Raw genomic sequence first — 19,915 nt, forward strand, 5'->3', positions numbered from 1 at the left:
AGCCGACCCCGCGTGATGCGCCCGCGTCGGCTAGAATCGACCCGATATGGCTACTTTCTCGAACCTCTCTGAACGGCTGGTCCAGACCTTTGCGCACCTGCGCACCAAGGGCAAGCTCTCTCCGGCCGATGTCGACGCCACCGTGCGCGAGATCCGCCGCGCCCTGCTCGACGCCGATGTCGCGCTCACCGTGGTCAAAGGTTTCACCGCCAAAGTGCGCGAGCGTGCGCTCTCAGACGAAGTCAACCAGGCGCTAAACCCCGCCCAGCAGGTCGTCAAGATCGTCGACGAAGAGCTCACCAACATCCTCGGTGGCGAGACTCGACGGCTGCAGCTGGCGAAGCAGCCGCCGACGGTCATCATGCTCGCCGGCCTTCAGGGTGCAGGCAAGACCACTTTCGCGGGCAAGCTTGCCAAGTTCCTGGTGAAAGATGGCCATACGCCGATTCTCGTCGCCGCCGACCTGCAGCGTCCCAACGCCGTCGGTCAGCTGCAGGTGGTCGGCGAGCAGGCCGGCGTGCCGGTCTACGCCCCCGAACCCGGCAACGGCATCGGTAACCCGGTCAAAGTCGCCAAGCATTCGATCTCGTACGCTCGCGACAAGCAGTACGACGTGGTCATCGTCGACACGGCCGGCCGAACCGGCGTCGACGCCGAGATGATGAAGCAGGCCAGCGACATTCGTCGGGCGATCGACCCCGACGAAGTGCTCTTCGTGATCGACGCCATGATCGGTCAGGACGCCGTCGCCACGGCTCAGGCCTTCAACGAGGGCGTCGACTTCACCGGTGTCGTGCTCTCGAAGCTCGACGGCGACACCCGCGGCGGCGCCGCCCTCTCTGTCGTGAGCGTCACGGGCAAGCCGATTCTCTTCGCCTCGACCGGTGAGCGTCTCGACGACCTGGAGATCTTCCACCCCGATCGTCAGGCCAAACGCATTCTTGACATGGGCGACGTGCTCACGCTCATCGAAGAGGCTCAGCGCACCTTCGACGAAGAAGAGGCGCGCAAAGTCGCCGAGAAGATCGCCAAAGAGGCGTTCACTCTCGACGACTTTCTGCAGCAGATGCAGCAGATCAAGAAGATGGGCTCGATGAAGAAGCTGCTCGGCATGATGCCCGGAGCAGCAGGCATGCGCCAGCAGCTCGAGCAGTTCGACGAGTCGCAGCTGACCCGCACCGAGGCGATCATCCAGTCGATGACCAAGGCCGAGCGCGAGAATCCCAAGCTGCTCAACGGCTCACGGCGCCTGCGCATCGCGAAGGGCTCGGGCACCACGGTCAGCGAAGTGAACAGCCTCGTGCAGCGCTTCGAACAGGCGGCCAAGATGATGAAGTCGGTGGCCCGCGGCGGTGTGCCGAACCTGCCCGGAATGGGAGCCATGGGGCACGGAGGCTCCAAACGCAAGAACGTCAAAGGCAAAGGCAAGAAGGGTAAGGCTAAGAGCGGCAACCCGGCGAAGCGCGCTCAGCAAGAGGCCGAGCTTCGCGACCAGCAGTCCAAGGCGACCGAACGCTCGCTCACGCAGGCGGCCTCCGCATTCGGAGCAGGCGCTGCGGGCTCGGCATTCGGCGCGGCTGGCGGCCCGGCCGGTGACGAGGGCACGGGAGACTCCGCAGGAGCGCCGCCTCGCATCGATCCGAACGAGGTGCCCGGCCTCGGCGGCCTCTTCAATCGCTGATCGAGCCCTCTGGCCCTGAGTCGTGGCGCTGCCCGAACTGCCGGAGAGGCGGCGCGCAGCGGCTGAGTCTGGTCAGCGGTCGAGCGGCCGCCCGGCCTCGAACTCGGCCATCAGCGCATCGACGACGGCATTCAGGTCATCGCCGTGCCGTGATGCGACGCGCAGCTGTCTCTGGTAGCTCGCACCGCCGCGAATGATGGACTCGACATCCGCGAGCTGTTCGGCGCAGCCCAGCCGCTGTGCGCGAGGCTGCCAGCGATCGAGAAGCTCCAGGGTGTCGTCGATGACACTGCGCTCGTTGAGATCGTGGTCGGCGATGAACACCGTCGGCAGGCCGTAGCGCGCCGCGCGCCACTTGTTCTCTGCGATCGCCCAGTCTGGAATGCGATCGAGCACCATGCCTGCCTCGATCTGCTCGCTGAGCTCGTCGACCGCGCACTGGATGAACGCGGTGAGCGCCCCGACCTCGAACAGTGTCGGCAGCCCGTCGCACACACGGTTCTCGACGGTGCCGAACTTCGGCGCGGGCCGTATGTCCCAGCGAATCTCGTTGAGCTGGTCGATCACTCCAGTCTGCAGGGCGCCGGCCACGAAGGCCTCGAAGTCTTGCCACGTCTCGACATGCGGCGGCAGCCCGGCGGTGGGAAGCTGACGAAACATCATCGCGCGATTCGATGCGTAGCCGGTGTTGACGCCCTCCCACCACGGGCTCGAAGCGCTCAGCGCCTGCAGGTGCGGCAGGTAGCCGAGCAGACCGTTGACCAGCGGCACGGCCTTGCGGCGGTCGTCGACGCCGACGTGCACGTGCACACCGTAGATCGCCATCATGCGACCCCACCACTGCGTGCGGTCGATCAGTTTCTGGTAGCGCTCGTTCGAGGTGTACGGCTGCTGCGTCGCCTTGGCGAACGGGTGCACCCCGGCACAGAGGATTCCCAGGCCGAGCTCGTCGGCTGCCTCGGAGAGCGACGTGCTCACCTGCTCGATCTCACCCAATGCCGAAGGCACGGTGTCATGCACCCCGGTGACGATCTCGACGGTGTTCTCGAGCAGCTCTTGGTCGAGGCGGGCGGCGACCGGCGTGCCCTGCAGCGCGTCGTGGATCTCGGCGGCTCGAGAGGCGGGCTGCCGAGTGCCGCGGTCAATCAGCACGACCTCCCACTCGACGCCGAGCGTCGATGGGCGGGACTGAGCGAAGTCGATGCGCATGGGTAAAGCGTAGTGGTCTGCGCTGTGCGCGCGAAGTCATGGCGCGTCACAACGTCATGTGACACACAAACGCTGCGGAGTGTGGCACAATAGACAGTCGGTAACCCGTGGGTGCGCAGACCCTCTCATCTGCATGCCCTCGATCATCCAGAGCTTTCCGTCGTGAGGCCCCACACCCACGACTGGGTTCGAATCGAATCTGAATTACAGGAGCATTGTGTCTGTCAAAATCCGTCTGAAGCGCTTCGGCAAGGTCCACGCACCCGAGTTTCGCGTCGTGGTCACCGATTCACGAGCCAAGCGCGATGGTCGCGTCATCGAGGAGATCGGCCGTTACGTGCCGACCCGTCACCCTTCGCTGATCGAGATCGACTCAGATCGCGCACAGTACTGGCTTTCAGTTGGCGCACAGCCCTCTGACCAGATGTTCAAGCTGCTCACCCTGACCGGTGACTGGGCGAAGTTCAAGGGCGACAAAGACGCCAAGAGCACGGTGAAGGCACCTGAGCCCAAGGCGAAGTTCGAGCGGGACGCCAGCAAGAAGTCGGTGCTGCTGCCCAAGACCGAGAAGAAGGCCGCTCCTGCCGCAGAGGCCGCAGCCGAGCCTGCCGCTGACGCAGCCGACGAGGCGTGAGCATGCTGCAGCAGACCGTTGATCATCTGGTGCGTGGCATCGTCAGCAGCCCTGACGACGTCACCGTCGACGAGCGGCACACCGCTCGGGCAGAGGTCATCGACGTGCGTGTCGCACCCGATGACCTCGGCCGCGTGATCGGTCGTTCAGGGCGCACGGCACAGGCACTTCGCACTGTGGTCGACGCTCTGGCCGACGGCCGTCACGTGCGGGTCAACATCGTCGACACCGACGCTTAGGTCATGCTGCAGCTTCGCATCGCCCGTCTGACCAAGCCGCACGGGCTCAAAGGTGGCCTCAAGGTAGAGCTGTACACCGATGAGCCCGAGCGGCGACTGGTTCCGGGCGCCACATTCAATCTTCAGGTGCCTGCCGATTCCTCATGGCACGGCCGCACCATCACTCTGCGCGAGCTGCGCTGGTACAACACCAGCCCGGTCGCGTTCTTCGCTGAGATTCCCGATCGTACGGCGGCAGAGAGCATTGCCAAAGCCATTCTGACCATCGATCAGGATGAGACCAAGCTGCCTGATGAGGCCGATGCCTGGTATGACCATCAGCTCGTCGATCTCGTCGTCATGCGCAACGGCGAAGCCGTCGGCACGGTCTCGCGAGTCGACCACCTGCCCGGCCAGGACATCCTCGCGATTCAGACCGAGAGCGACGAGGTGCTGCTGCCCTTCGTCAAACACTTTGTGAGCGGCGTCGATCTCGACGAGCGCACCGTCACCATCACCCCGCCCGGCGGCCTGTTCGAGCCCGCCGACGACGGCGAAGACGAGGCCGACGAGGTGCCGGCTCAAGAGGTGGCGGATGTCGTGGCAGAGCTGACGGCCAAGTCTGCGCCCGGCTCAGACACGGCTGCGCCTGATGCCAAATCCGCCGAGAAGGCGCAGAGTTCCGCATCGAACGATGAGGCTGCGCCTGAAGCCGACCGCACCAACCACGTATGAGCGCCGCTGAGCCTGCGCGCCTGCGCATCGACGTCATCACGATCTTTCCCGAATACCTCGACGCGCTGAAGCTGTCGCTGGTCGGCAAATCGGTCGATCGAGGCATCATCGATCTGCGCGTGCACAGTCTGCGCGAATACACCCACGATGCGCACCGCACGGTCGACGACACTCCATATGGCGGGGGAGCGGGCATGGTCATGCGCCCCGAGCCTTGGGGTGAGGCCTTCGACGACGTGCTGGCCGACGCCGACGATCCCCTGGTGCTGTTCACCACTCCGGCCGGCGCGGTGTTCACCCAGCAGCGTGCGGTCGAGCTTTCTCACGAACGCCACATCGTCTTCTGCTGCGGCCGCTACGAAGGCATCGATCAGCGCGTCGTCGACTACGCCGCAGCGCACTGGCGCACCGGTGAGATCAGCATCGGCGACTACGTGCTCAACGGCGGCGAGGTCGCCGTGCTGGTCGTCGTCGAAGCCGTCGCCCGCCTGCTGCCCGGCGTGATCGGCAATCCCGAGTCGCTGGTCGAAGAGTCGCACAATCGCGGCCTGCTCGAGCACCCGAGCTACACGAAGCCTGCTGAATGGCGCGGCTTTGAAGTGCCCCCGGTTCTGCTCAGCGGCAACCACCGTCTCGTCGCCGAGTGGCAGCACGATCAGAGCGTGACCCGCACTCGGCGTATGAGACCCGACCTGCTGCCCTGACGGGGGCGGCTGAGCGCAGTCTTGGCGCTGGGGCTGAGACGCAGAGGCGGGCGCGGGCGGTGCATCCGGCGCAGTGCGGGCAGACGTTTGCGGCTCACCTCGGCATGTGGCAAGATGAGAGATTGTGTCATCGGCTTGTCTCTGCCGCAGGGGAGCGATCGTCGACACAATCCGAATCGTTACGTATTCACGCTCCTGACCTGCGGCAGGTGCAGAGAGCGAAGAACTCATGAGCAACACACTGGACAAAGTCGACGCAGCATCGCTGAAGAGCGACATCCCAGACTTCCGCGCCGGTGACACCGTCAAGGTGCACGTCAACATCATCGAGGGCAACCGCAGCCGTATCCAGGTGTTCCAGGGCGTCGTGCTCAAGCGCCAGGGTGCCGGTGTGCGCGAGACCTTCACCGTGCGCAAGATCTCGTTCCAGGTCGGCGTCGAGCGTACCTTCCCGGTGCACTCGCCGGTGATCGACAAGATCGAGCTCGTCTCGCGCGGCGACGTTCGTCGCGCAAAGCTGTACTACCTGCGCTCACTGCGCGGCAAGGCAGCCAAGATCCGCGAGAAGCGCTGATCCAATCACGTTCAACGGCCAGCGGATGCGTCGCAGTGCGGCGCCCGCTGGCCGTTGTCGTCATCATGCCGGTCTCGGTCGGCAAATGCAGAGAATGAGAGAGAGGCGAACCGGTGAGCGGCGAAGAGGTGCTTGACTCAGAAGAGTCGCAGACCCCGGGCGACGGGCGATCGGGCGCATCGCGCACGCTGCTCATGCTGCGCGACATCGTCGTGATCATCGTCGTAGCGCTCATACTCTCGACCCTGCTGCGCACGTTCCTGGTGCGCACGTTCTCGATTCCCTCGGGATCGATGGAGCAGACGCTGCAGGTCGGCGACCGTGTGCTGGTCAACCGACTCCAGCCGAAGCCCTTCGGCGTCTCGCGGGGCGACGTCGTGGTCTTTCAGGATCCGGGCGGCTGGCTGGCAGCCCCGTCGGCTGCGGCACAGGGCTGGAGTCTGGGCAAGGGCATCCAGGACGCTCTCACGTTCGTCGGCCTCGGTGACTCTGACAGCCACCAGTATCTAGTCAAGCGCATCATCGGCGTCGAAGGCGACCACCTGGTGTGCGAGCACGTCGGCGGGCCGTTGAGCGTCAATGGCGTGCAGCTCGACGAGTCGTCGTATCTGGCTCCGGGAAACGCCTCGTGCGCGCGCACCTTCGACGTGACCGTGCCCGCGAACTCGCTCTGGATGATGGGCGACAACCGGGGCAACTCGCGCGATTCGAGCGCACACACAGACGAACCCGGCAGAGGGATGGTCGCGGTCGATCAGGTCGTCGGTCGTGCGTTCGTGATCTCATGGCCGTCGTCGCGTTGGCAGGGCATCGACGCACACCATGAGGTGTTCTCAGACGTTCCCGATCAGTCTTCGTCGGCTGAGTGATGGCGGCGGTCGACCCCACTCTCGAACTCGAGACAAGGCTCTTCGCCGACGGTGCCACACTCGTGATCGGCTGCGACGAGGTCGGTCGCGGTGCGCTTGCCGGCCCGGTCACGGTGGGGGCGGTCGCGATATGTGCGGATGCCGGAGTCTGGCCCGCAGGTCTGCGCGACTCCAAGGCGCTCACCGACCGTCGTCGCCATGCCCTGGTCGAGCCGATTCGGGAGTGGGCGGCCGGTTGGACGGTTGCCTCTGTCGATAACACTCGCATCGACGGCGACGGCATCGTGACCTGTCTGCGCGAGGCGGCGTCGAGCGCCGTCGGTGCGCTGCTGGCGGAGCAGCCCCGCGAGGCGCAGGCGGTGGTCATTCTTGACGGCTCGTCTGACTGGCTGACCGCAGGGCTGCAGGCACCGTGCCAGGTGCGTGTGGTGATTCGAGCCAAAGCTGACCGCGACTGCGCGTCCGTGGCGGCCGCGAGCGTGCTCGCCAAGGTCGATCGCGATGACCGCATGGCGGTGTACGCCGAGCAGTACCCCCAGTATTCATGGCAGACCAATCGCGGCTACGGCAGCGCCGTGCACATGGCTGCGATCGCCGAGCACGGACCATCTGTGCTGCACCGCATGACTTGGCTGCACCAGCCTGGCAGCAGAGGCGACAAGAGCAAGAAGGGCAGCTAGAGTGAGAGACGATATGGATCCTCAGGATTTCGACGACTACGAGCGCGAGGCAGAGCTCTCGCTCTACCGCGAGTACCGCGACGTCGTGCACATGTTCAAGTACGTGGTCGAGACCGAACGGCGCTTCTACCTGGCAAATGACGTCAAGCTTGAGCGGCGCGAGGTCGGGCCAGACTTCTACATCGAGCTGAATCTGACCGACGTCTGGGTCTGGGACATCTACCGTTCCGATCGCTTCGCCAAACAGGTGCGGGTGCTCACGTACAAAGATGTGAACGTGGAGGAGCTCGCCGCTCATGATCTTGAGCTGCCGAGCGAACTCTCGCTCGACGAACAGTGATCTCAGTCTTCTGAACGTCTTTCGAGTGCTCGAATGGGCACAGCGCCCGACGTTCTGACGCGTCGACGCTCTCTGCACAGCCTGGTGTGCCGCTGGGATCTCTGCACAGTGCCGTGATGGCTCTGGCCGGGGTGATCGCCGCATGCCGAGACTGGTGGCATGACAGCACGCGAGACCACCGAAGGCGCAGCGAAACGACCGGGCAAGGCCACCGACTCCCGTCTGTCGCTCGGCAGACGGGGTGAGTCACTCGCTGCGCAGTTTCTGACCGATCTGGGCTACACGATCGTCGACCGCAACTGGCGATCCGGCCGTGCGGGAGAGATCGACATCATCGCTCGTGACGGTGATGCGCTCGCCTTCATCGAGGTGAAGACGCGTTCCGGAGACCAGCACGGCACCCCGTTCGAAGCGATCGACGCCCGCAAGATGCGTCAGCTGCGCACTCTGGTCGGGCGCTGGCTGCAGAGCAACGAGGCATGGCCCGGGCCGGTGCGCATCGACGCCATCGGCGTGCGGATGCGCCGAGACGGTCTGCATCTGGAGCATCGACGAGGTGTGCGATGACCCTCGGCATGTGCAGAGCGGTCTCGCTGACCGGCATCGAAGGCAGCCTCATCGACATCGAGGCCGACGTGAGCGCGGGACTTCCCGCGACCCGCATCGTGGGCCTGGCCGACACCGCCGTCGCACAGGCAGAGCACCGGGTGCGTGTCGCATTGGGCAATACCGGCCAGCCGTATCCGGATACCCGGCTGACCGTCAACCTGGTGCCGGCCGGTGCGCCCAAACATGGCACCGCCTTTGATGCGGCGATCGCCGTGGCGGTCTTGATCGCGCAGGGCATCGTACCCCCGCATCCCTCGCGCGACACCGTGGTGCTCGGCGAGCTGACTCTCGAAGGCCGTATCCGTCCGATTCCCGGGGTGCTGCCGGCACTGCTGGGCGCCGTGCGCGGCGGCGTGACGAAAGCGGTCGTACCGCGCGAGAATCTGCCCGAGGCGCGGTTCGTCGACGACATCCATGTCGTGGGCGTCGACGATCTGATCGAGCTGATTCGGCTCTTGGGCGCCCAGCCGCACCCACGAGACCGGCCGCCTGCGCCCCAGCCAGAGCGATCGCAGCGTGGCGAGTCTGCTGACGAGGCTGATGAGCCGACCCCTTCGAACGCCGAGCGTGTGCACACGCCACCCGACCTCAGCGAGATCGTGGGTCAGCATGATGCCGTCGAAGCGCTGATCGTCGCTGCGACCGGCAGGCATCATCTGATGCTCACCGGCAGCCCGGGAGCGGGCAAGTCGATGTTGGCGAACAGTCTGGCGACGCTGCTGCCCCCGCTGAGCAGGCGCGAGCAGCTCGAGGTGACCGCCGTGCGCTCACTCACTTCGAGAACCGGCGTGTGCGAACTGCCGACTCAGCCGCCGTTCGAGGCGCCGCATCACAGCCTCACCCTGGCCGGGCTGATCGGGGGAGGCAGCTCACTCAGGCCTGGGCTGGTGTCACTGAGCGCACACGGAGTGCTTTTTCTCGACGAGGCGCCCGAGTTCCGAACCCATGTGCTCGACTCTCTGCGGCAATGTCTCGAGACGGGCACGCTGACGCTGCACCGGGCCGGGATCGTGGGTCGCCTGCCGGCCGACTTTCAGCTGGTGATGGCGGCGAACCCCTGCCCGTGTGGGTATGCCACCGAGCCAGAGAGCACGTGCACCTGCACGCCGTCTCAGCGCAGACGGTATCTGGCCAGGCTGAGCGGCCCGCTGCTCGATCGAGTCGATCTCAGAGTCGGCGTCGGTCGGGTGCGCAGCCACCGAGCTCTGATCGACGACGCCGAGATGCTGACCAGCGCTGAGGCTCGGGTGCAGGTCGAGCATGCCAGAGCGGCGAGTGCCGAGCGGCTTCGGCCGTTCGGGCACGAGCTGAACAGTCAGGTGTCGGGCGAGACGCTCCGCGGTCGACTGCGGCTCGCGTCACAGGCGACGGCAACGCTCGACCGGGCACTCGATCTCGGCACCATCACGCTGCGCGGATATTTCCGGCTGCTGCGCATCGCCTGGACGCTCTGCGATCTCGCCGGCGATCGGTCACCAGACAGCGAGCACATAGCCAGGGCGATGTCGTGGCGGGGAGGAGGAGAACATGATCGGTAACGGGTCACTCGTCGACATCATGGCCGACGTGCATGGGCTCACGTCGTCAGAAACAGCAGCGGTGACGGCCCAGCTGCACGCGCTGCACGAGTCGGGTCGTGCGGAGTCGATCGAACCGGCCCTGGCTGCGGCCTGGTGGTCATCCCTGATCGAGCCGGGAGACGGCGTCGCCGGGAGTCTGGTGCGTCAGCACGGGGTGGTCGATGCGCTGCGTCAGGTCGTCGTCGACATCCGAGCGCAGCATGACTCGAGCCGACACGGTGCGCAGACTTCGCAGTATCGAGAAGCGCTGCGGCGTTGGAGCCCTCGGCTTGGCGACCGCAGATTTCTCGACTCGCTCTCTTCGGCGGCGAGTCTGCACGCGACGCTGCTGATTCCAGGCGACGCGTCGTGGCCCGCACGGTTCGCAGATCTCGCCGAACACGCCCCGATGTGTCTGTGGGCGCTTGGCCGGCCGACGCTGCTGACCCGGCCTCGCACGATTTCGATCGTCGGTGCACGATCGGCCAGCAGCTACGGGCTGGAAGCCTGCGCCGAACTCGTGCAGGGGTGTGTAGGACACGGCTTCAGCGTGGTTTCAGGCGGCGCCTACGGCATCGATCGGCAGGCGCACCGCGCGGCGCTCAGCCTGCAGGGCGACACTGTGGCGGTGCTCGCCGGGGGCATCGATCGACTGTACCCGGCCGGCAACGAAGAGCTGCTGCGCGAGATCGCCGACCGCGGCTGTCTGATCGCCGAGCAGGCTCCGGGCACTCCGCCGACTCGGTGGAGGTTTCTGCAGCGCAACAGAGTGATCGCTGCGCTCGGAGCGATGACAGTGGTGGTCGAGGCCGGCCGCAGGTCTGGGGCGATCAACACGGTCCATCATGCGGCACAGTTGGGGCGCCATGTCGCAGCCGTGCCGGGGTCGATCTTCTCTGCGATGTCCGCAGGAACGAATCACCTCATCCGCGACGGCCTCGCCTCGCTGGTGACTGGAGCCGACGACTGTCTGACGATGCTCACCGCTCAGCCCGAGCTTGAGATGGCGCAGGTACAGACCGACGGTCTGCGCCCTGAACTGGTGCGTGTGCATGACGCGCTGCACCCGAGACAGGCGCAGGACGTCTTGGGCATCGCACAGCTCTCCGGCATGCCGCTGACGACCGTGAGATCGTGTCTGAACGAGCTGGAGCTGCTGCAGCTGGCCTGCCATCGTGGCGGCGGCGCGTGGCTGCGCGGCTGACCGCGTGGCATTCTGGTGGCATGACTGCTGAGATCTCTGTCGCCGCGGCGATTGACCGCTACCTGAGCGAACTCCGGGTGGTCAGAGGTCTTTCAGCGAACACGGTGAAGGCCTATGGCAACGACTTGAAAGACCTCGCTGCCGATCTCACCGACACGCGGGTGACCCTTATCGGCCAGTTGCGCCTCGATCACCTCAGAGACTGGCTGTGGCACAGTTCGCAGCGTGGTCTCGCCGAGACGAGCCTGGCGCGCCGTTCCACCGTCGCACGATCGTTCGGGCGCTGGGCGTTCGAACAGGGCATCGTCGACGCCGACCCCGCCGCGCGGCTCCAGGTGCCGAAGACCGGTCGCACCCTGCCGGTCGTCCACAGTCGCCAGACGATGCGGGCGCTGCTCGACCATGCCCACGAGGCGGCGGCATCCGGTGACCTGGTGAAAGTACGCGATTGGGCCATGCTCGAAGTGCTCTATGCCTCTGCACTGCGCGTCTCCGAGCTGGTCGGCCTCACCCTGGACGACATCGACCGCGACAACCGGCTGATCACCGTCGTCGGCAAGGGAGACAAGCAGCGTGTCGTACCGATCGGCGACATCGCGCTCGCGGCGATCGACCACTACCTTGAGACGGCGCGAGGTGCACTCTTAGCGCGCGCAGCGCATCCTGATGCGGGGCATCATCTCTTTCTCGGCGCGCGAGGCGGCCAGATCAACGCACGCACGGTACACGGCGTCGTCACACAGGCACTCACAGCGGTCGGCGCGCGCAATGCCGGCCCGCACTCGTTTCGTCACACCGCTGCGACGCACATGCTCGACGGGGGAGCCGACCTGCGCGCCGTGCAGACCCTGCTCGGGCACTCGAGCATCGGCACGACGCAGATCTACACGCACGTCTCTGTCGAGCAGCTCGCCTCGTCGTACCTGCAGGCGCATCCCCGCGCCTGATCGCAGCCAAATCCATCGCAGCCGGCCCATCGATGCCATGCTCGTCGCAGTCGAAGGGCTCGGAATGAAGCCGAGCGAGACGGTGATGCGACCCGAAGGTCATGGCAGCGGCAGCAGCACCGACGGGTCGGATCCTTCAATCAGCAGAAGGGGAGAGTAGTAGTCATCCACGTGACGGGCCCCGAGGTGCAGGCACCCGACACAGTGACCTCCTGAGGCGACGTGCCCGATGACCTGCCCCCGTACGACGTGGTCTCCCTGCGCCACAGCGGGCAGCACCGGCTCGTGGCTCGAACGCCAGGAATGGTCGTGCGTGACCGTTACGACCGGGCGATCGACCACCTGGCCGGCGAACGATACCGTGCCGTCGTCGACGGCGAGCACCTCGGTGCCTTCGGCTGCGGCGACGTCGATGCCGCGATGGCCCGCTCCGTATGGATGCGGTGGTGCGCGAAATGGGTTGACCACTGTTCTCGGAGCAGGCAGAGGCCATGACCAGCACGGCAGATCGCTGCAGGGAGTGTGTGCGGGCATCGCTGCACCAGGCCGCAGATCGGCGGCTGCCGGCGTCGAAAGGACGACGCCGACGGTGAACAGCAGGCACAGCGTCATGAGCGTGCCGCGACGACCAGCAGAGCGCAGGCGCATCGACGAGTTTCGAAGGGTTCGGCGAAGCGAGGAACGTCTTCGAAGAAGGGCTCGGCCGTGTGTGCTCGCTTCTGTCTTCATAGAGCGATTCAAACGCTGCTGGCTCAGGCGAAGAAGCACTCCAGCCACCGCTGTGCAGAACGGGAGAGCGCGGCGAGAGATGTGCGTACTCACACGGGCAGGTCGCGTCACGAGGACGCGCTCACAGGGCAGGCGCGGAAAGGCACGGTCGTGGGCTATGATTGTCGACAGCAGTAGAGCAATCTGCTGACTTCGCGTGCTCGCACAGATGACACAGCCTCAACGGTCCACTTCGGTGGTGAGGTGAGTCATGAGCACCAGGGGCCACCAACCCGGTGACCGCTCAACCGCAAGAGGCGTGTGAACACACGCAGAACAGGAGACACGGCAATGGCCGTCGTTACCATCCGCCAGCTGCTCGACAGCGGCGTGCACTTCGGGCACCAGACCCGCCGCTGGAACCCGAAAGTCAAGCGCTTCATCTTCACCGAGCGCTCGGGCATCTACATCATCGACCTGCAGAAGTCGCTCGGCTACATCGACAAGGCCTACGACTTCGTGAAGCAGACGGTCGCTCACGGCGGCACGATCCTCTTCGTCGGCACCAAGAAGCAGGCCCAGGAGGCCATCGCCGAGCAGGCGACGCGCGTCGGCCAGCCGTACATCAACCACCGTTGGCTCGGTGGTCTGCTGACCAACTTCTCGACCGTGCACAAGCGCCTGCAGCGTCTGAAAGAGCTCGAAGAGATCGACTTCGACGACGTGGCCGGCTCGGGTCGCACCAAGAAAGAGCTGCTCATTCTCAAGCGTGAGAAAGACAAGCTCGAGAAGACCCTGGGCGGCATCCGCAACCTGGACAAGACGCCTTCGGCCCTCTGGATCGTCGACGCCAACAAAGAGCACCTCGCCGTGCAGGAGGCGAAGAAGCTGGGCATCCCGGTCGTCGCCATCCTCGACACCAACATCGACCCCGATGACATCGCCTACCCGATCCCGGGCAACGACGACGCAATCCGGTCGGTCTCACTGCTCACCAAGATCATCGCCGACGCTGCTGCCGCCGGTCTGGTCGCTCGTCACAGCAAAGACGAAGAGGCCGGCGAGGCCGAGCCTCTGGCCGAGTGGGAGCGCGAGCTGCTGAAGCAGGACGAGCAGAAGCCCGCCGAGGCAGCTGCTGAGAAGCCGGCTGAGGCCGCTGCTGAAAAGCCAGCTGAAGCCGCTGAGCAGCCTGCTGCTGAGACCCCTGCTGACAAGTAAGTCTTCGAGACAACCCAACGCGAGAGAGCGAGAGAAACAGGAACATGGCGAATTACACTGCCGCTGATGTGAAAGCCCTGCGCGAGCGCACCGGATCGGGCATGCTCGACTGCAAGAAGGCGCTCGACGAGGCCGAAGGCGACGTCGAGAAGGCTATCGAGCTGCTGCGCGTGAAGGGCCTGAAGGGCGTCGCGAAGCGCGAAGGTCGCACCACGACCAACGGGCTCATCGCCGCCAAGGTCGACGGGCGCCGCGCGTACCTGATCGAGCTGGCATGCGAGACCGACTTCGTGGCCAAGAACGAACGCTTCATCGAGCTTGCCGAGCAGGTGCTCGCCGCGATCGCCGAGGTCGGCGCCGCCGATCTCACCGCTGCGCTTGCCGCTCCGGTCGAGGGCAAGAACGTCGAAGAGCTCATCACCGACACCAGCGCCATCATCGGCGAGAAGGTGGAGCTGCGTCGTCTGACTCAGCTCGAGGGCGAGCACTTCGCGGTCTACCTGCACCGCACGAACCCCGATCTGCCTCCGCAGCTCGGCGTGATCGTCGCGTACGACGGTGACGACAGCGAGACCGCGCACTCGATTGCGCAGCACATCTCGTTCGCCGATCCGAAGTACATGACTCGCGAAGAGGTTCCGGCTGAAGACGTCGAGAACGAGCGTCGCATCGCCGAAGAGACCTCGCGCAACGAGGGCAAGCCTGAGAAGGCTCTGCCGCGCATTGTCGAGGGACGCCTCAACGGCTTCTTCAAGACGATCGTGCTGCCCGATCAGGACTACGCACGCGATCACAAGCTGAGCATTGCTCAGGTGCTGAAGGATGCCGGGCTGACGGTCAACTCGTTCGTCCGCTTCCGCGTCGGAGCCTGACGCTTCAAGGGTGGCCCGGCCGAGTGCCGGGCCACCTTCATGTATGCCCCCGCTGACTGGTCTCGGCAGTGTGGGCATCCGCTGTCAGACAGCATCGCCGCCCTCGACGGCGGCAAAACCGGGACCGCCCCCTAGACTTACAGAGCACAGTGACGCGGCCGCCATGACCGGCGTCTCAGTATGAAGGAGCGCATGTGGTGATGGAACGACGTCGACGAGTTCTGCTGAAACTCTCTGGAGAGGCGTTCGGAGCGGGTGCTCTGGGCGTGAACCCCGACGTGGTCGGCTCCATCGCCCACCAGGTCGCCATTGCATCGCGCACCGTCGAGGTCGCGATCGTCGTCGGCGGCGGCAACTTCTTCCGTGGCGCCGAGCTGTCGCTCAGCGGCATGGAGCGTGCCCGGGCCGACTACATGGGCATGCTCGGCACCGTGATGAACGCCTTGGCCCTGCAGGACTTCTTGCAGCAGGCAGGCGTCGACACCCGAGTGCAGTCTGCGATCCAGATGACACAGGTCGCTGAGTCGTACATCCCTCTTCGTGCCATTCGTCACCTTGAGAAAGGCCGTGTCGTCGTCTTCGGCGCAGGTGCCGGTCTGCCGTATTTCTCGACCGACACCGTCTCGGCGCAGCGTGCGCTCGAGATTAAGTGCGACGAGGTGCTCTTCGCCAAGAACGGCGTTGACGGCGTCTACACCGCCGACCCCAAGACACATCCCGACGCCGAGAAGATCGAGGCGATCACCTACAACGACGCACTGGTGCGTGGTCTCAAGGTCGTAGACTCGACCGCGTTCAGCCTGTGCATGGACAACGCCATGCCGATGCGCATCTTCGGCATGGATGACCACGAGAACATCGCACGGGCCATTCAGGGTGTCGAAATCGGCACTCTGGTCAGCGCTGACGCCTGAGCGACTGCACACCCACGAGCATCGGCACAGAGGAGACATCATGATCAAAGACATCATTGACGAGACCAAGCAGCGCATGGCCAAAGCGGTCGAGGTTGCACGAGACGAGTTCGCACAGGTGCGCACAGGGCGCGCGAACCCCGCCCTCTTCGCCAGCATCCCGGTCGACTACTACGGCACGCCCACGCCGCTGCAGCAGCTCGCCTCGCTGCAGAACCCCGAGGCGCGCACTCTGATCATCACGCCGTATGACAAGTCTGCCCTGCACGAGATCGAGAAGGCGATTCGCAACGAGCCCAACCTCGGCGTGAACCCCACCAACGACGGCGATCTCATTCGCGTCGTGCTGCCCGAGCTCACCGAAGAGCGACGCAAAGAGTACGTCAAGCTGGTTCGGCAGAAGGCCGAAGAGGCGCGCGTGGTCGTGCGCAACCTGCGCCGCAAGGCGAAAGACGACTTCGACGCGCTGAAGGGCGAAGTCGGCGATGACGAGATCGCCCGCGGCGAGAAAGACCTCGAAGCTGTGACGAAGCAGCATGTCGAGCAGATCGATCAGTCACTCGAGCGCAAAGAGAACGAGCTGCTCGAGGTCTGACCTCGGAGCACAGCTGGCAGACACCACCGTGAGCACCAACAGAGACCGTCATCAGGCCCAGGCGAAGGCCTTGGTCGAACAGCTCGAGCAGGCGAACCAGCGCCTCGAGCAGAAGGCAGGGCGCAACCTGCCGTTGGCGATCGGCGTTGCTCTGCTCATCGGAGCGGTGGTCCTGGGCAGTCTGCTGCTCAGTCAGCATGCGTTCGTCGTGGTGCTCATGGTCGCGACCGGTCTCGCCGTCGCAGAGACCGCCCAAGCGCTGCTGTTTCGCTCAATCCTGGTCTCGCCATGGATGTTGGGGATCGTCGCCGGGCTCCTGCCGGGCATCGCGTTCCTCCTCGGGGGATGGGCTCTGCTGTGGGCCGGGCTCGCAGCACTGGTGCTGGCCGCCCTCTGGCAGATCGTCACCCACCGCATCCGCGGTCAGTCGCCGTGGACGGCTGTGGGCTGGTCGACTGCGCTGATCGTCTATATCGCGATGAGTCTCTCCGCCGCCGCGCTCCTGGTCACTCATCAAGGCGGCGTGAAGTGGCTGATCTGCGCCCTCATCGTGGTCGTGTGCAATGACACCGGCGCCTATGCGAGCGGAGTGCTCTTCGGCCGTCACCCAATGGCACCGCGGATCAGCCCCAAGAAGACTTGGGAGGGGCAGGCCGGCGCGTTGGTGAGTTCGACCGTGGCCGCCATACTCTCGGTCTGGGTGATCGCCGGCATGCCGTGGTGGGTGGGATTGATCGTCGGACCGCTGCTGATGGTCACCGCGACCGTCGGCGACCTCGTCGAATCGTCGCTGAAACGCTGGCTGGGCATCAAAGACATGAGTCGGTGGATTCCCGGCCACGGGGGGTTCATGGACCGCCTGGACGCGATCATTCCGTCTATGCCGATGGCCCTTCTGCTCTTTCTACTCTTCGCCACGCTTGCCGCCTGAACGCACTTTTGCGTTGTCTTTGGCAGAATGGGGCTGTGACGACTGTTTTCGAGCGAGTACCCAAAGGCAAGCGCGGCTATGACATCGACCAGGTTGACGATCTGCTCGAACGGGCCCGAGCGGCATACGATTCCGGCAGCGCAGATGTGACTTCTGACACGGTTCGAGCCACCGCCTTCGACGTAGTCAAAGACGGCTATGAGCCGGCTCAGGTCGACGCGGCTCTCGACAGACTCGAAGACGCGTTCGCTCAGCGAGAGCGCGACGAGGCACACGCGGCGATGGGCGACGAGGCATGGCAGGACCAAGCGCGGGAGCAGGCTCGAGTCGTCGTAGACAGGATGCTGCGGCCCGAAGGCCATCGGTTCCGTCGCGTCGGTGTCTTCGGAGTCGGATACTCGCGTAAGCAGGTCGATCAGCTCGCCGACCGCATCGTGGCGTATTTTCGGATCGGCACACCTCTCGAGGTCTCAGAGGTGAGAGACGCGGTCTTCGCGCGACAGGGCAACGGCTATGACGAACGCCAGGTTGATGCCGTGCTCGATCGCACTGTCGAGATCATGCTGGCCATTCTCTGAGCTGCCGCTGAGACAGGGCTGTGGGCAGAGTGCTGACGTTGGACGGTACAGAACAGACACGCTAGGGTGGAAATGTATGGTTTCTTTGAAGACTTCCTCAACGCTCATCGCCGGTGCCGTGGCTTTCGCCTTGGTGAGTTCCGGTGCACACAGTGCGGTCACCGATTCCGCCCATGCCTCGACCGTGAACGTCGAGGCGCACGGCGCTGCAGGTGAGCAGAGCGTGGTCCAGGCGAATCTGCCGCAGATCGCCGGTAACCTGCAGCGTCAGGCGTTCGCCGGTTCTGTTCCTGTAACGCAGGTGACGACGTCGAACATCGACACACCTCAGCAGGTCGTTGCGGCCGAGACCCGTGTGGTCACACCGCCTCCTGCGGCACAGCCGGAGGCCGACAGCACGGATGACAGTTCGGACGCAAACGCTGCGAAGAAGCAGCGCGACGCACAGCCGAAGAGTGCCCCCGCCGCTGCGACGCCGAGTGACGGCAGCGTCTGGGATCGCATGGCGCAGTGCGAGTCAGGCGGCCGCTGGAACATCAACACCGGAAATGGCTACTATGGCGGTCTGCAGTTCTCAAAGCAGACGTGGCAGGCCTCGGGTGGCACTAAGTACGCGCCGACAGCTGACGGCGCCACTCGCGAACAGCAGATCGAGATCGCATCTGGCCTGCAGGCTCGAGCTGGTTGGGGCCAGTGGGGTTGCAGCTCCAAGATTGGCGCACGCTAATGGCAGCCGTGAGCGCATTCATCCGCACCGCATCCGTCGGGGCAGCGGGGGCACTGATGTTCGTTGCAGCCGGTGGGGTCAACACCGCATATGCCGACGAAGTGTCCTCGATCACTGAGACCGCGTCGCAGGAATCCAACACAGCCATCGACACCCAGAGCGTCCAGGCGGCGGTTGCGGTCATTTCGATGCAGTCCGACCTGGTGAAGGCCGAGACACCGGCGCCACCGGCACCGGTCCCAGCCGACACTGCCGCTGCGGCGAGTGACACTGCGGCGAGTGATGCTGCATCGACGCCTGCGGCCACACCGAACCCGACTGGCGCCCAGGCTGAGGCTTGGGCCCAGGTTCAGGCGCGTGGCTGGGGAGCAGACCAGTTCGTCTGCCTTGTGAGCCTCTGGCAGAAAGAGTCCGGATGGCGTGTCAACGCCAAGAACAGCAGCTCGGGAGCCTACGGCATTCCACAGTCGCTGCCGGGCAGCAAGATGGCATCGGCTGGCGCCGACTGGCAGACCAACCCGGCAACACAGATCGAATGGGGGCTGGGCTACATCGCCGGTCGCTACAGCACTCCCTGCGGCGCATGGGGTCACTCGCAGTCGGTCGGCTGGTACTGATACCCGATTTGCCGTTTGTCGGTCGTCCGGCTGACCAGAACGAGGTGCTCCCATGAGCGACATGCAGAAGATCCGCGCCAATACCGAGCTGCCACGACGTTCCGAAGAGATCACGCTGCAGACCGACGACGGTCTCACCCTGGTCGGGGAGCTCTCACTCCCGGCTCATCGCGATCCAGCGGCGACGCTGGTGACGTTTCACCCTCTGCCCACTCAGGGCGGTTTCATGGACTCGCACATCCTGCGCAAGGCCGCTTGGCGGCTGCCTGCAATGGCTGACATCGCCGTGCTGCGATTCAACACCCGCGGAACGTCGAGCCCTCGTGGAACCAGCGAGGGCACGTTCGGCGATGGAATCACCGAGCGGTACGACGTCGCAGCCGCCATGCGATTCGCCGAGCAGCGAGGGCTCCCGCACATCTGGCAGCTGGGGTGGTCGTTCGGCACCGAACTGCTGCTCAAGTACGGTCTGGACTATCCCGCAGACGGCACCATCCTGCTCTCACCGCCGCTGCACCGCACGACTGCATCCGAACTCGCTCGCTGGCACGGCGCCGGCCGGCGGCTCATCGCGGTCATTCCAGAGAACGACGACTTTCTGCGCCCGCCCGAGGCTCGAGAACGGTTCAGCGTCGTGCCCGAGACCGAACTGATCGTGATTCCCGACGGCCGACATCTCTGGATCGGTGAGAAGCAGACTCGGGAGGTGCTGACAGTGATCGTGCGCGCGATGCGTCCGAGCGCGCTCCCGCTGCCGACCGAATGGCCGACGCCCAGCGAGTGAGCGACGCG

General features: G+C 65.1%; 24 protein-coding genes. 22 read left to right on the forward strand and 2 right to left on the reverse strand.

Annotated features, from left to right (window positions below):
• Window positions 1–46: 46 nt before the first annotated feature.
• Window positions 47–1,681, forward strand: a complete 1,635-nt coding sequence (gene ffh / locus F8O08_RS03095) for a signal recognition particle protein (protein WP_158038298.1) — start codon at window positions 47–49, stop codon at window positions 1,679–1,681.
• Between the two features lie 72 nt (window positions 1,682–1,753).
• Here ffh and F8O08_RS03100 read toward each other — a convergent pair whose 3' ends face one another.
• Window positions 1,754–2,890, reverse strand: coding sequence for a glutamate--cysteine ligase (locus F8O08_RS03100; protein WP_158038297.1), 1,137 nt, complete (start codon window positions 2,888–2,890; stop codon window positions 1,754–1,756).
• Between the two features lie 217 nt (window positions 2,891–3,107).
• Here F8O08_RS03100 and rpsP point away from each other — a divergent pair, with 217 nt between their 5' ends.
• From rpsP to F8O08_RS03160, 12 genes are all read left to right on the forward strand, one after another.
• A complete protein-coding gene (gene rpsP, locus F8O08_RS03105) occupies window positions 3,108–3,524 on the forward strand; it encodes a 30S ribosomal protein S16 (protein ID WP_158031018.1) in 417 nt (138 codons plus the stop codon).
• 2 nt (window positions 3,525–3,526) lie between these two features.
• Window positions 3,527–3,763 (forward strand): RNA-binding protein, encoded by a 237-nt coding sequence (locus F8O08_RS03110; RefSeq protein ID WP_158038296.1) that lies wholly within the window; start codon window positions 3,527–3,529, stop codon window positions 3,761–3,763.
• A gap of 3 nt (window positions 3,764–3,766) precedes the next feature.
• Entirely contained in the window at window positions 3,767–4,477 is a 711-nt protein-coding gene (gene rimM / locus F8O08_RS03115) for a ribosome maturation factor RimM (RefSeq protein ID WP_158042507.1), read from the forward strand.
• Window positions 4,478–4,497: 20 nt separating this feature from the next.
• Entirely contained in the window at window positions 4,498–5,181 is a 684-nt protein-coding gene (trmD, locus tag F8O08_RS03120; RefSeq protein ID WP_158038392.1) for a tRNA (guanosine(37)-N1)-methyltransferase TrmD, read from the forward strand.
• Between the two features lie 229 nt (window positions 5,182–5,410).
• The gene (rplS, locus tag F8O08_RS03125) at window positions 5,411–5,755 is read left to right on the forward strand and encodes a 50S ribosomal protein L19 (RefSeq protein WP_158031021.1); all 345 of its coding nucleotides are present in this window, start codon (window positions 5,411–5,413) and stop codon (window positions 5,753–5,755) included.
• A 113-nt stretch (window positions 5,756–5,868) separates the two neighbouring features.
• Window positions 5,869–6,624, forward strand: a complete 756-nt coding sequence (gene lepB, locus F8O08_RS03130) for a signal peptidase I (RefSeq protein ID WP_225733452.1) — start codon at window positions 5,869–5,871, stop codon at window positions 6,622–6,624.
• Entirely contained in the window at window positions 6,624–7,304 is a 681-nt protein-coding gene (locus tag F8O08_RS03135) for a ribonuclease HII (protein ID WP_158038294.1), read from the forward strand. The genes lepB and F8O08_RS03135 overlap by 1 nt, the downstream gene beginning before the upstream one ends.
• Before the next feature lie 13 nt (window positions 7,305–7,317).
• Entirely contained in the window at window positions 7,318–7,644 is a 327-nt protein-coding gene (locus F8O08_RS03140) for a DUF2469 family protein (RefSeq protein ID WP_158031023.1), read from the forward strand.
• 159 nt (window positions 7,645–7,803) lie between these two features.
• On the forward strand, window positions 7,804–8,211 hold the full coding sequence (locus tag F8O08_RS03145) for a YraN family protein (protein WP_158042508.1): 408 nt from the start codon (window positions 7,804–7,806) through the stop codon (window positions 8,209–8,211).
• Window positions 8,208–9,791: a YifB family Mg chelatase-like AAA ATPase gene (locus tag F8O08_RS03150; protein ID WP_158042509.1), complete on the forward strand. Its 1,584-nt coding sequence runs from the start codon at window positions 8,208–8,210 to the stop codon at window positions 9,789–9,791. The genes F8O08_RS03145 and F8O08_RS03150 overlap by 4 nt, the downstream gene beginning before the upstream one ends.
• Complete coding sequence (dprA, locus tag F8O08_RS03155; protein ID WP_158042510.1) at window positions 9,781–11,016, forward strand: DNA-processing protein DprA; 1,236 nt, start codon at window positions 9,781–9,783, stop codon at window positions 11,014–11,016. The genes F8O08_RS03150 and dprA overlap by 11 nt, the downstream gene beginning before the upstream one ends.
• A gap of 20 nt (window positions 11,017–11,036) precedes the next feature.
• Window positions 11,037–11,963 carry a tyrosine recombinase XerC gene (locus F8O08_RS03160; protein WP_158042511.1) on the forward strand — a complete coding sequence of 309 codons (927 nt, stop codon included), beginning with the start codon at window positions 11,037–11,039 and terminating at the stop codon, window positions 11,961–11,963.
• A gap of 99 nt (window positions 11,964–12,062) precedes the next feature.
• Here F8O08_RS03160 and F8O08_RS03165 read toward each other — a convergent pair whose 3' ends face one another.
• Entirely contained in the window at window positions 12,063–12,611 is a 549-nt protein-coding gene (locus tag F8O08_RS03165; RefSeq protein WP_192497699.1) for a M23 family metallopeptidase, read from the reverse strand.
• Between the two features lie 411 nt (window positions 12,612–13,022).
• On the opposite strand from F8O08_RS03165, the gene rpsB reads away from it, so the two are divergent.
• From rpsB to F8O08_RS03210, 9 genes are all read left to right on the forward strand, one after another.
• Window positions 13,023–13,889 carry a 30S ribosomal protein S2 gene (rpsB, locus tag F8O08_RS03170; RefSeq protein ID WP_158042513.1) on the forward strand — a complete coding sequence of 289 codons (867 nt, stop codon included), beginning with the start codon at window positions 13,023–13,025 and terminating at the stop codon, window positions 13,887–13,889.
• Window positions 13,890–13,933: 44 nt separating this feature from the next.
• Window positions 13,934–14,761, forward strand: a complete 828-nt coding sequence (gene tsf / locus F8O08_RS03175) for a translation elongation factor Ts (RefSeq protein ID WP_158031030.1) — start codon at window positions 13,934–13,936, stop codon at window positions 14,759–14,761.
• Between the two features lie 200 nt (window positions 14,762–14,961).
• The gene (pyrH, locus tag F8O08_RS03180) at window positions 14,962–15,675 is read left to right on the forward strand and encodes a UMP kinase (RefSeq protein WP_158038287.1); all 714 of its coding nucleotides are present in this window, start codon (window positions 14,962–14,964) and stop codon (window positions 15,673–15,675) included.
• Window positions 15,676–15,715: 40 nt separating this feature from the next.
• Window positions 15,716–16,270, forward strand: coding sequence for a ribosome recycling factor (frr, locus tag F8O08_RS03185; RefSeq protein ID WP_158038286.1), 555 nt, complete (start codon window positions 15,716–15,718; stop codon window positions 16,268–16,270).
• Window positions 16,271–16,298: 28 nt separating this feature from the next.
• Window positions 16,299–17,201 carry a phosphatidate cytidylyltransferase gene (locus F8O08_RS03190; protein WP_192497700.1) on the forward strand — a complete coding sequence of 301 codons (903 nt, stop codon included), beginning with the start codon at window positions 16,299–16,301 and terminating at the stop codon, window positions 17,199–17,201.
• 35 nt (window positions 17,202–17,236) lie between these two features.
• Entirely contained in the window at window positions 17,237–17,779 is a 543-nt protein-coding gene (locus F8O08_RS03195) for a DivIVA domain-containing protein (RefSeq protein ID WP_158038284.1), read from the forward strand.
• 76 nt (window positions 17,780–17,855) lie between these two features.
• Window positions 17,856–18,506, forward strand: coding sequence for a transglycosylase family protein (locus F8O08_RS11080; protein WP_192497701.1), 651 nt, complete (start codon window positions 17,856–17,858; stop codon window positions 18,504–18,506).
• A complete protein-coding gene (locus tag F8O08_RS10940; protein ID WP_412973614.1) occupies window positions 18,506–19,123 on the forward strand; it encodes a lytic transglycosylase domain-containing protein in 618 nt (205 codons plus the stop codon). The genes F8O08_RS11080 and F8O08_RS10940 overlap by 1 nt, the downstream gene beginning before the upstream one ends.
• A 52-nt stretch (window positions 19,124–19,175) precedes the next feature.
• Window positions 19,176–19,907: an alpha/beta hydrolase gene (locus tag F8O08_RS03210; protein ID WP_158038282.1), complete on the forward strand. Its 732-nt coding sequence runs from the start codon at window positions 19,176–19,178 to the stop codon at window positions 19,905–19,907.
• The last annotated feature ends 8 nt before the right edge of the window (window positions 19,908–19,915 follow it).

This window comes from Pseudoclavibacter sp. CFCC 13611 (assembly GCF_008831225.1).
In the GTDB taxonomy this organism is placed as follows: Bacteria; Actinomycetota; Actinomycetes; order Actinomycetales; family Microbacteriaceae; genus Pseudoclavibacter_A.

Coding starts and splice junctions, on each gene's coding strand:
- ffh (WP_158038298.1), top strand. CDS start 47: ATGGCTACTTTCTCGAACCTCTCTGAACGGCTGGTCCAGACCTTTGCG.
- F8O08_RS03100 (WP_158038297.1), bottom strand. CDS start 2,890: ATGCGCATCGACTTCGCTCAGTCCCGCCCATCGACGCTCGGCGTCGAG.
- F8O08_RS03110 (WP_158038296.1), top strand. CDS start 3,527: ATGCTGCAGCAGACCGTTGATCATCTGGTGCGTGGCATCGTCAGCAGC.
- rimM (WP_158042507.1), top strand. CDS start 3,767: ATGCTGCAGCTTCGCATCGCCCGTCTGACCAAGCCGCACGGGCTCAAA.
- rplS (WP_158031021.1), top strand. CDS start 5,411: ATGAGCAACACACTGGACAAAGTCGACGCAGCATCGCTGAAGAGCGAC.
- F8O08_RS03135 (WP_158038294.1), top strand. CDS start 6,624: ATGGCGGCGGTCGACCCCACTCTCGAACTCGAGACAAGGCTCTTCGCC.
- F8O08_RS03140 (WP_158031023.1), top strand. CDS start 7,318: ATGGATCCTCAGGATTTCGACGACTACGAGCGCGAGGCAGAGCTCTCG.
- F8O08_RS03145 (WP_158042508.1), top strand. CDS start 7,804: ATGACAGCACGCGAGACCACCGAAGGCGCAGCGAAACGACCGGGCAAG.
- F8O08_RS03150 (WP_158042509.1), top strand. CDS start 8,208: ATGACCCTCGGCATGTGCAGAGCGGTCTCGCTGACCGGCATCGAAGGC.
- dprA (WP_158042510.1), top strand. CDS start 9,781: ATGATCGGTAACGGGTCACTCGTCGACATCATGGCCGACGTGCATGGG.
- F8O08_RS03160 (WP_158042511.1), top strand. CDS start 11,037: ATGACTGCTGAGATCTCTGTCGCCGCGGCGATTGACCGCTACCTGAGC.
- F8O08_RS03165 (WP_192497699.1), bottom strand. CDS start 12,611: ATGCGCCTGCGCTCTGCTGGTCGTCGCGGCACGCTCATGACGCTGTGC.
- rpsB (WP_158042513.1), top strand. CDS start 13,023: ATGGCCGTCGTTACCATCCGCCAGCTGCTCGACAGCGGCGTGCACTTC.
- tsf (WP_158031030.1), top strand. CDS start 13,934: ATGGCGAATTACACTGCCGCTGATGTGAAAGCCCTGCGCGAGCGCACC.
- pyrH (WP_158038287.1), top strand. CDS start 14,962: ATGGAACGACGTCGACGAGTTCTGCTGAAACTCTCTGGAGAGGCGTTC.
- frr (WP_158038286.1), top strand. CDS start 15,716: ATGATCAAAGACATCATTGACGAGACCAAGCAGCGCATGGCCAAAGCG.
- F8O08_RS11080 (WP_192497701.1), top strand. CDS start 17,856: ATGGTTTCTTTGAAGACTTCCTCAACGCTCATCGCCGGTGCCGTGGCT.
- F8O08_RS10940 (WP_412973614.1), top strand. CDS start 18,506: ATGGCAGCCGTGAGCGCATTCATCCGCACCGCATCCGTCGGGGCAGCG.
- F8O08_RS03210 (WP_158038282.1), top strand. CDS start 19,176: ATGAGCGACATGCAGAAGATCCGCGCCAATACCGAGCTGCCACGACGT.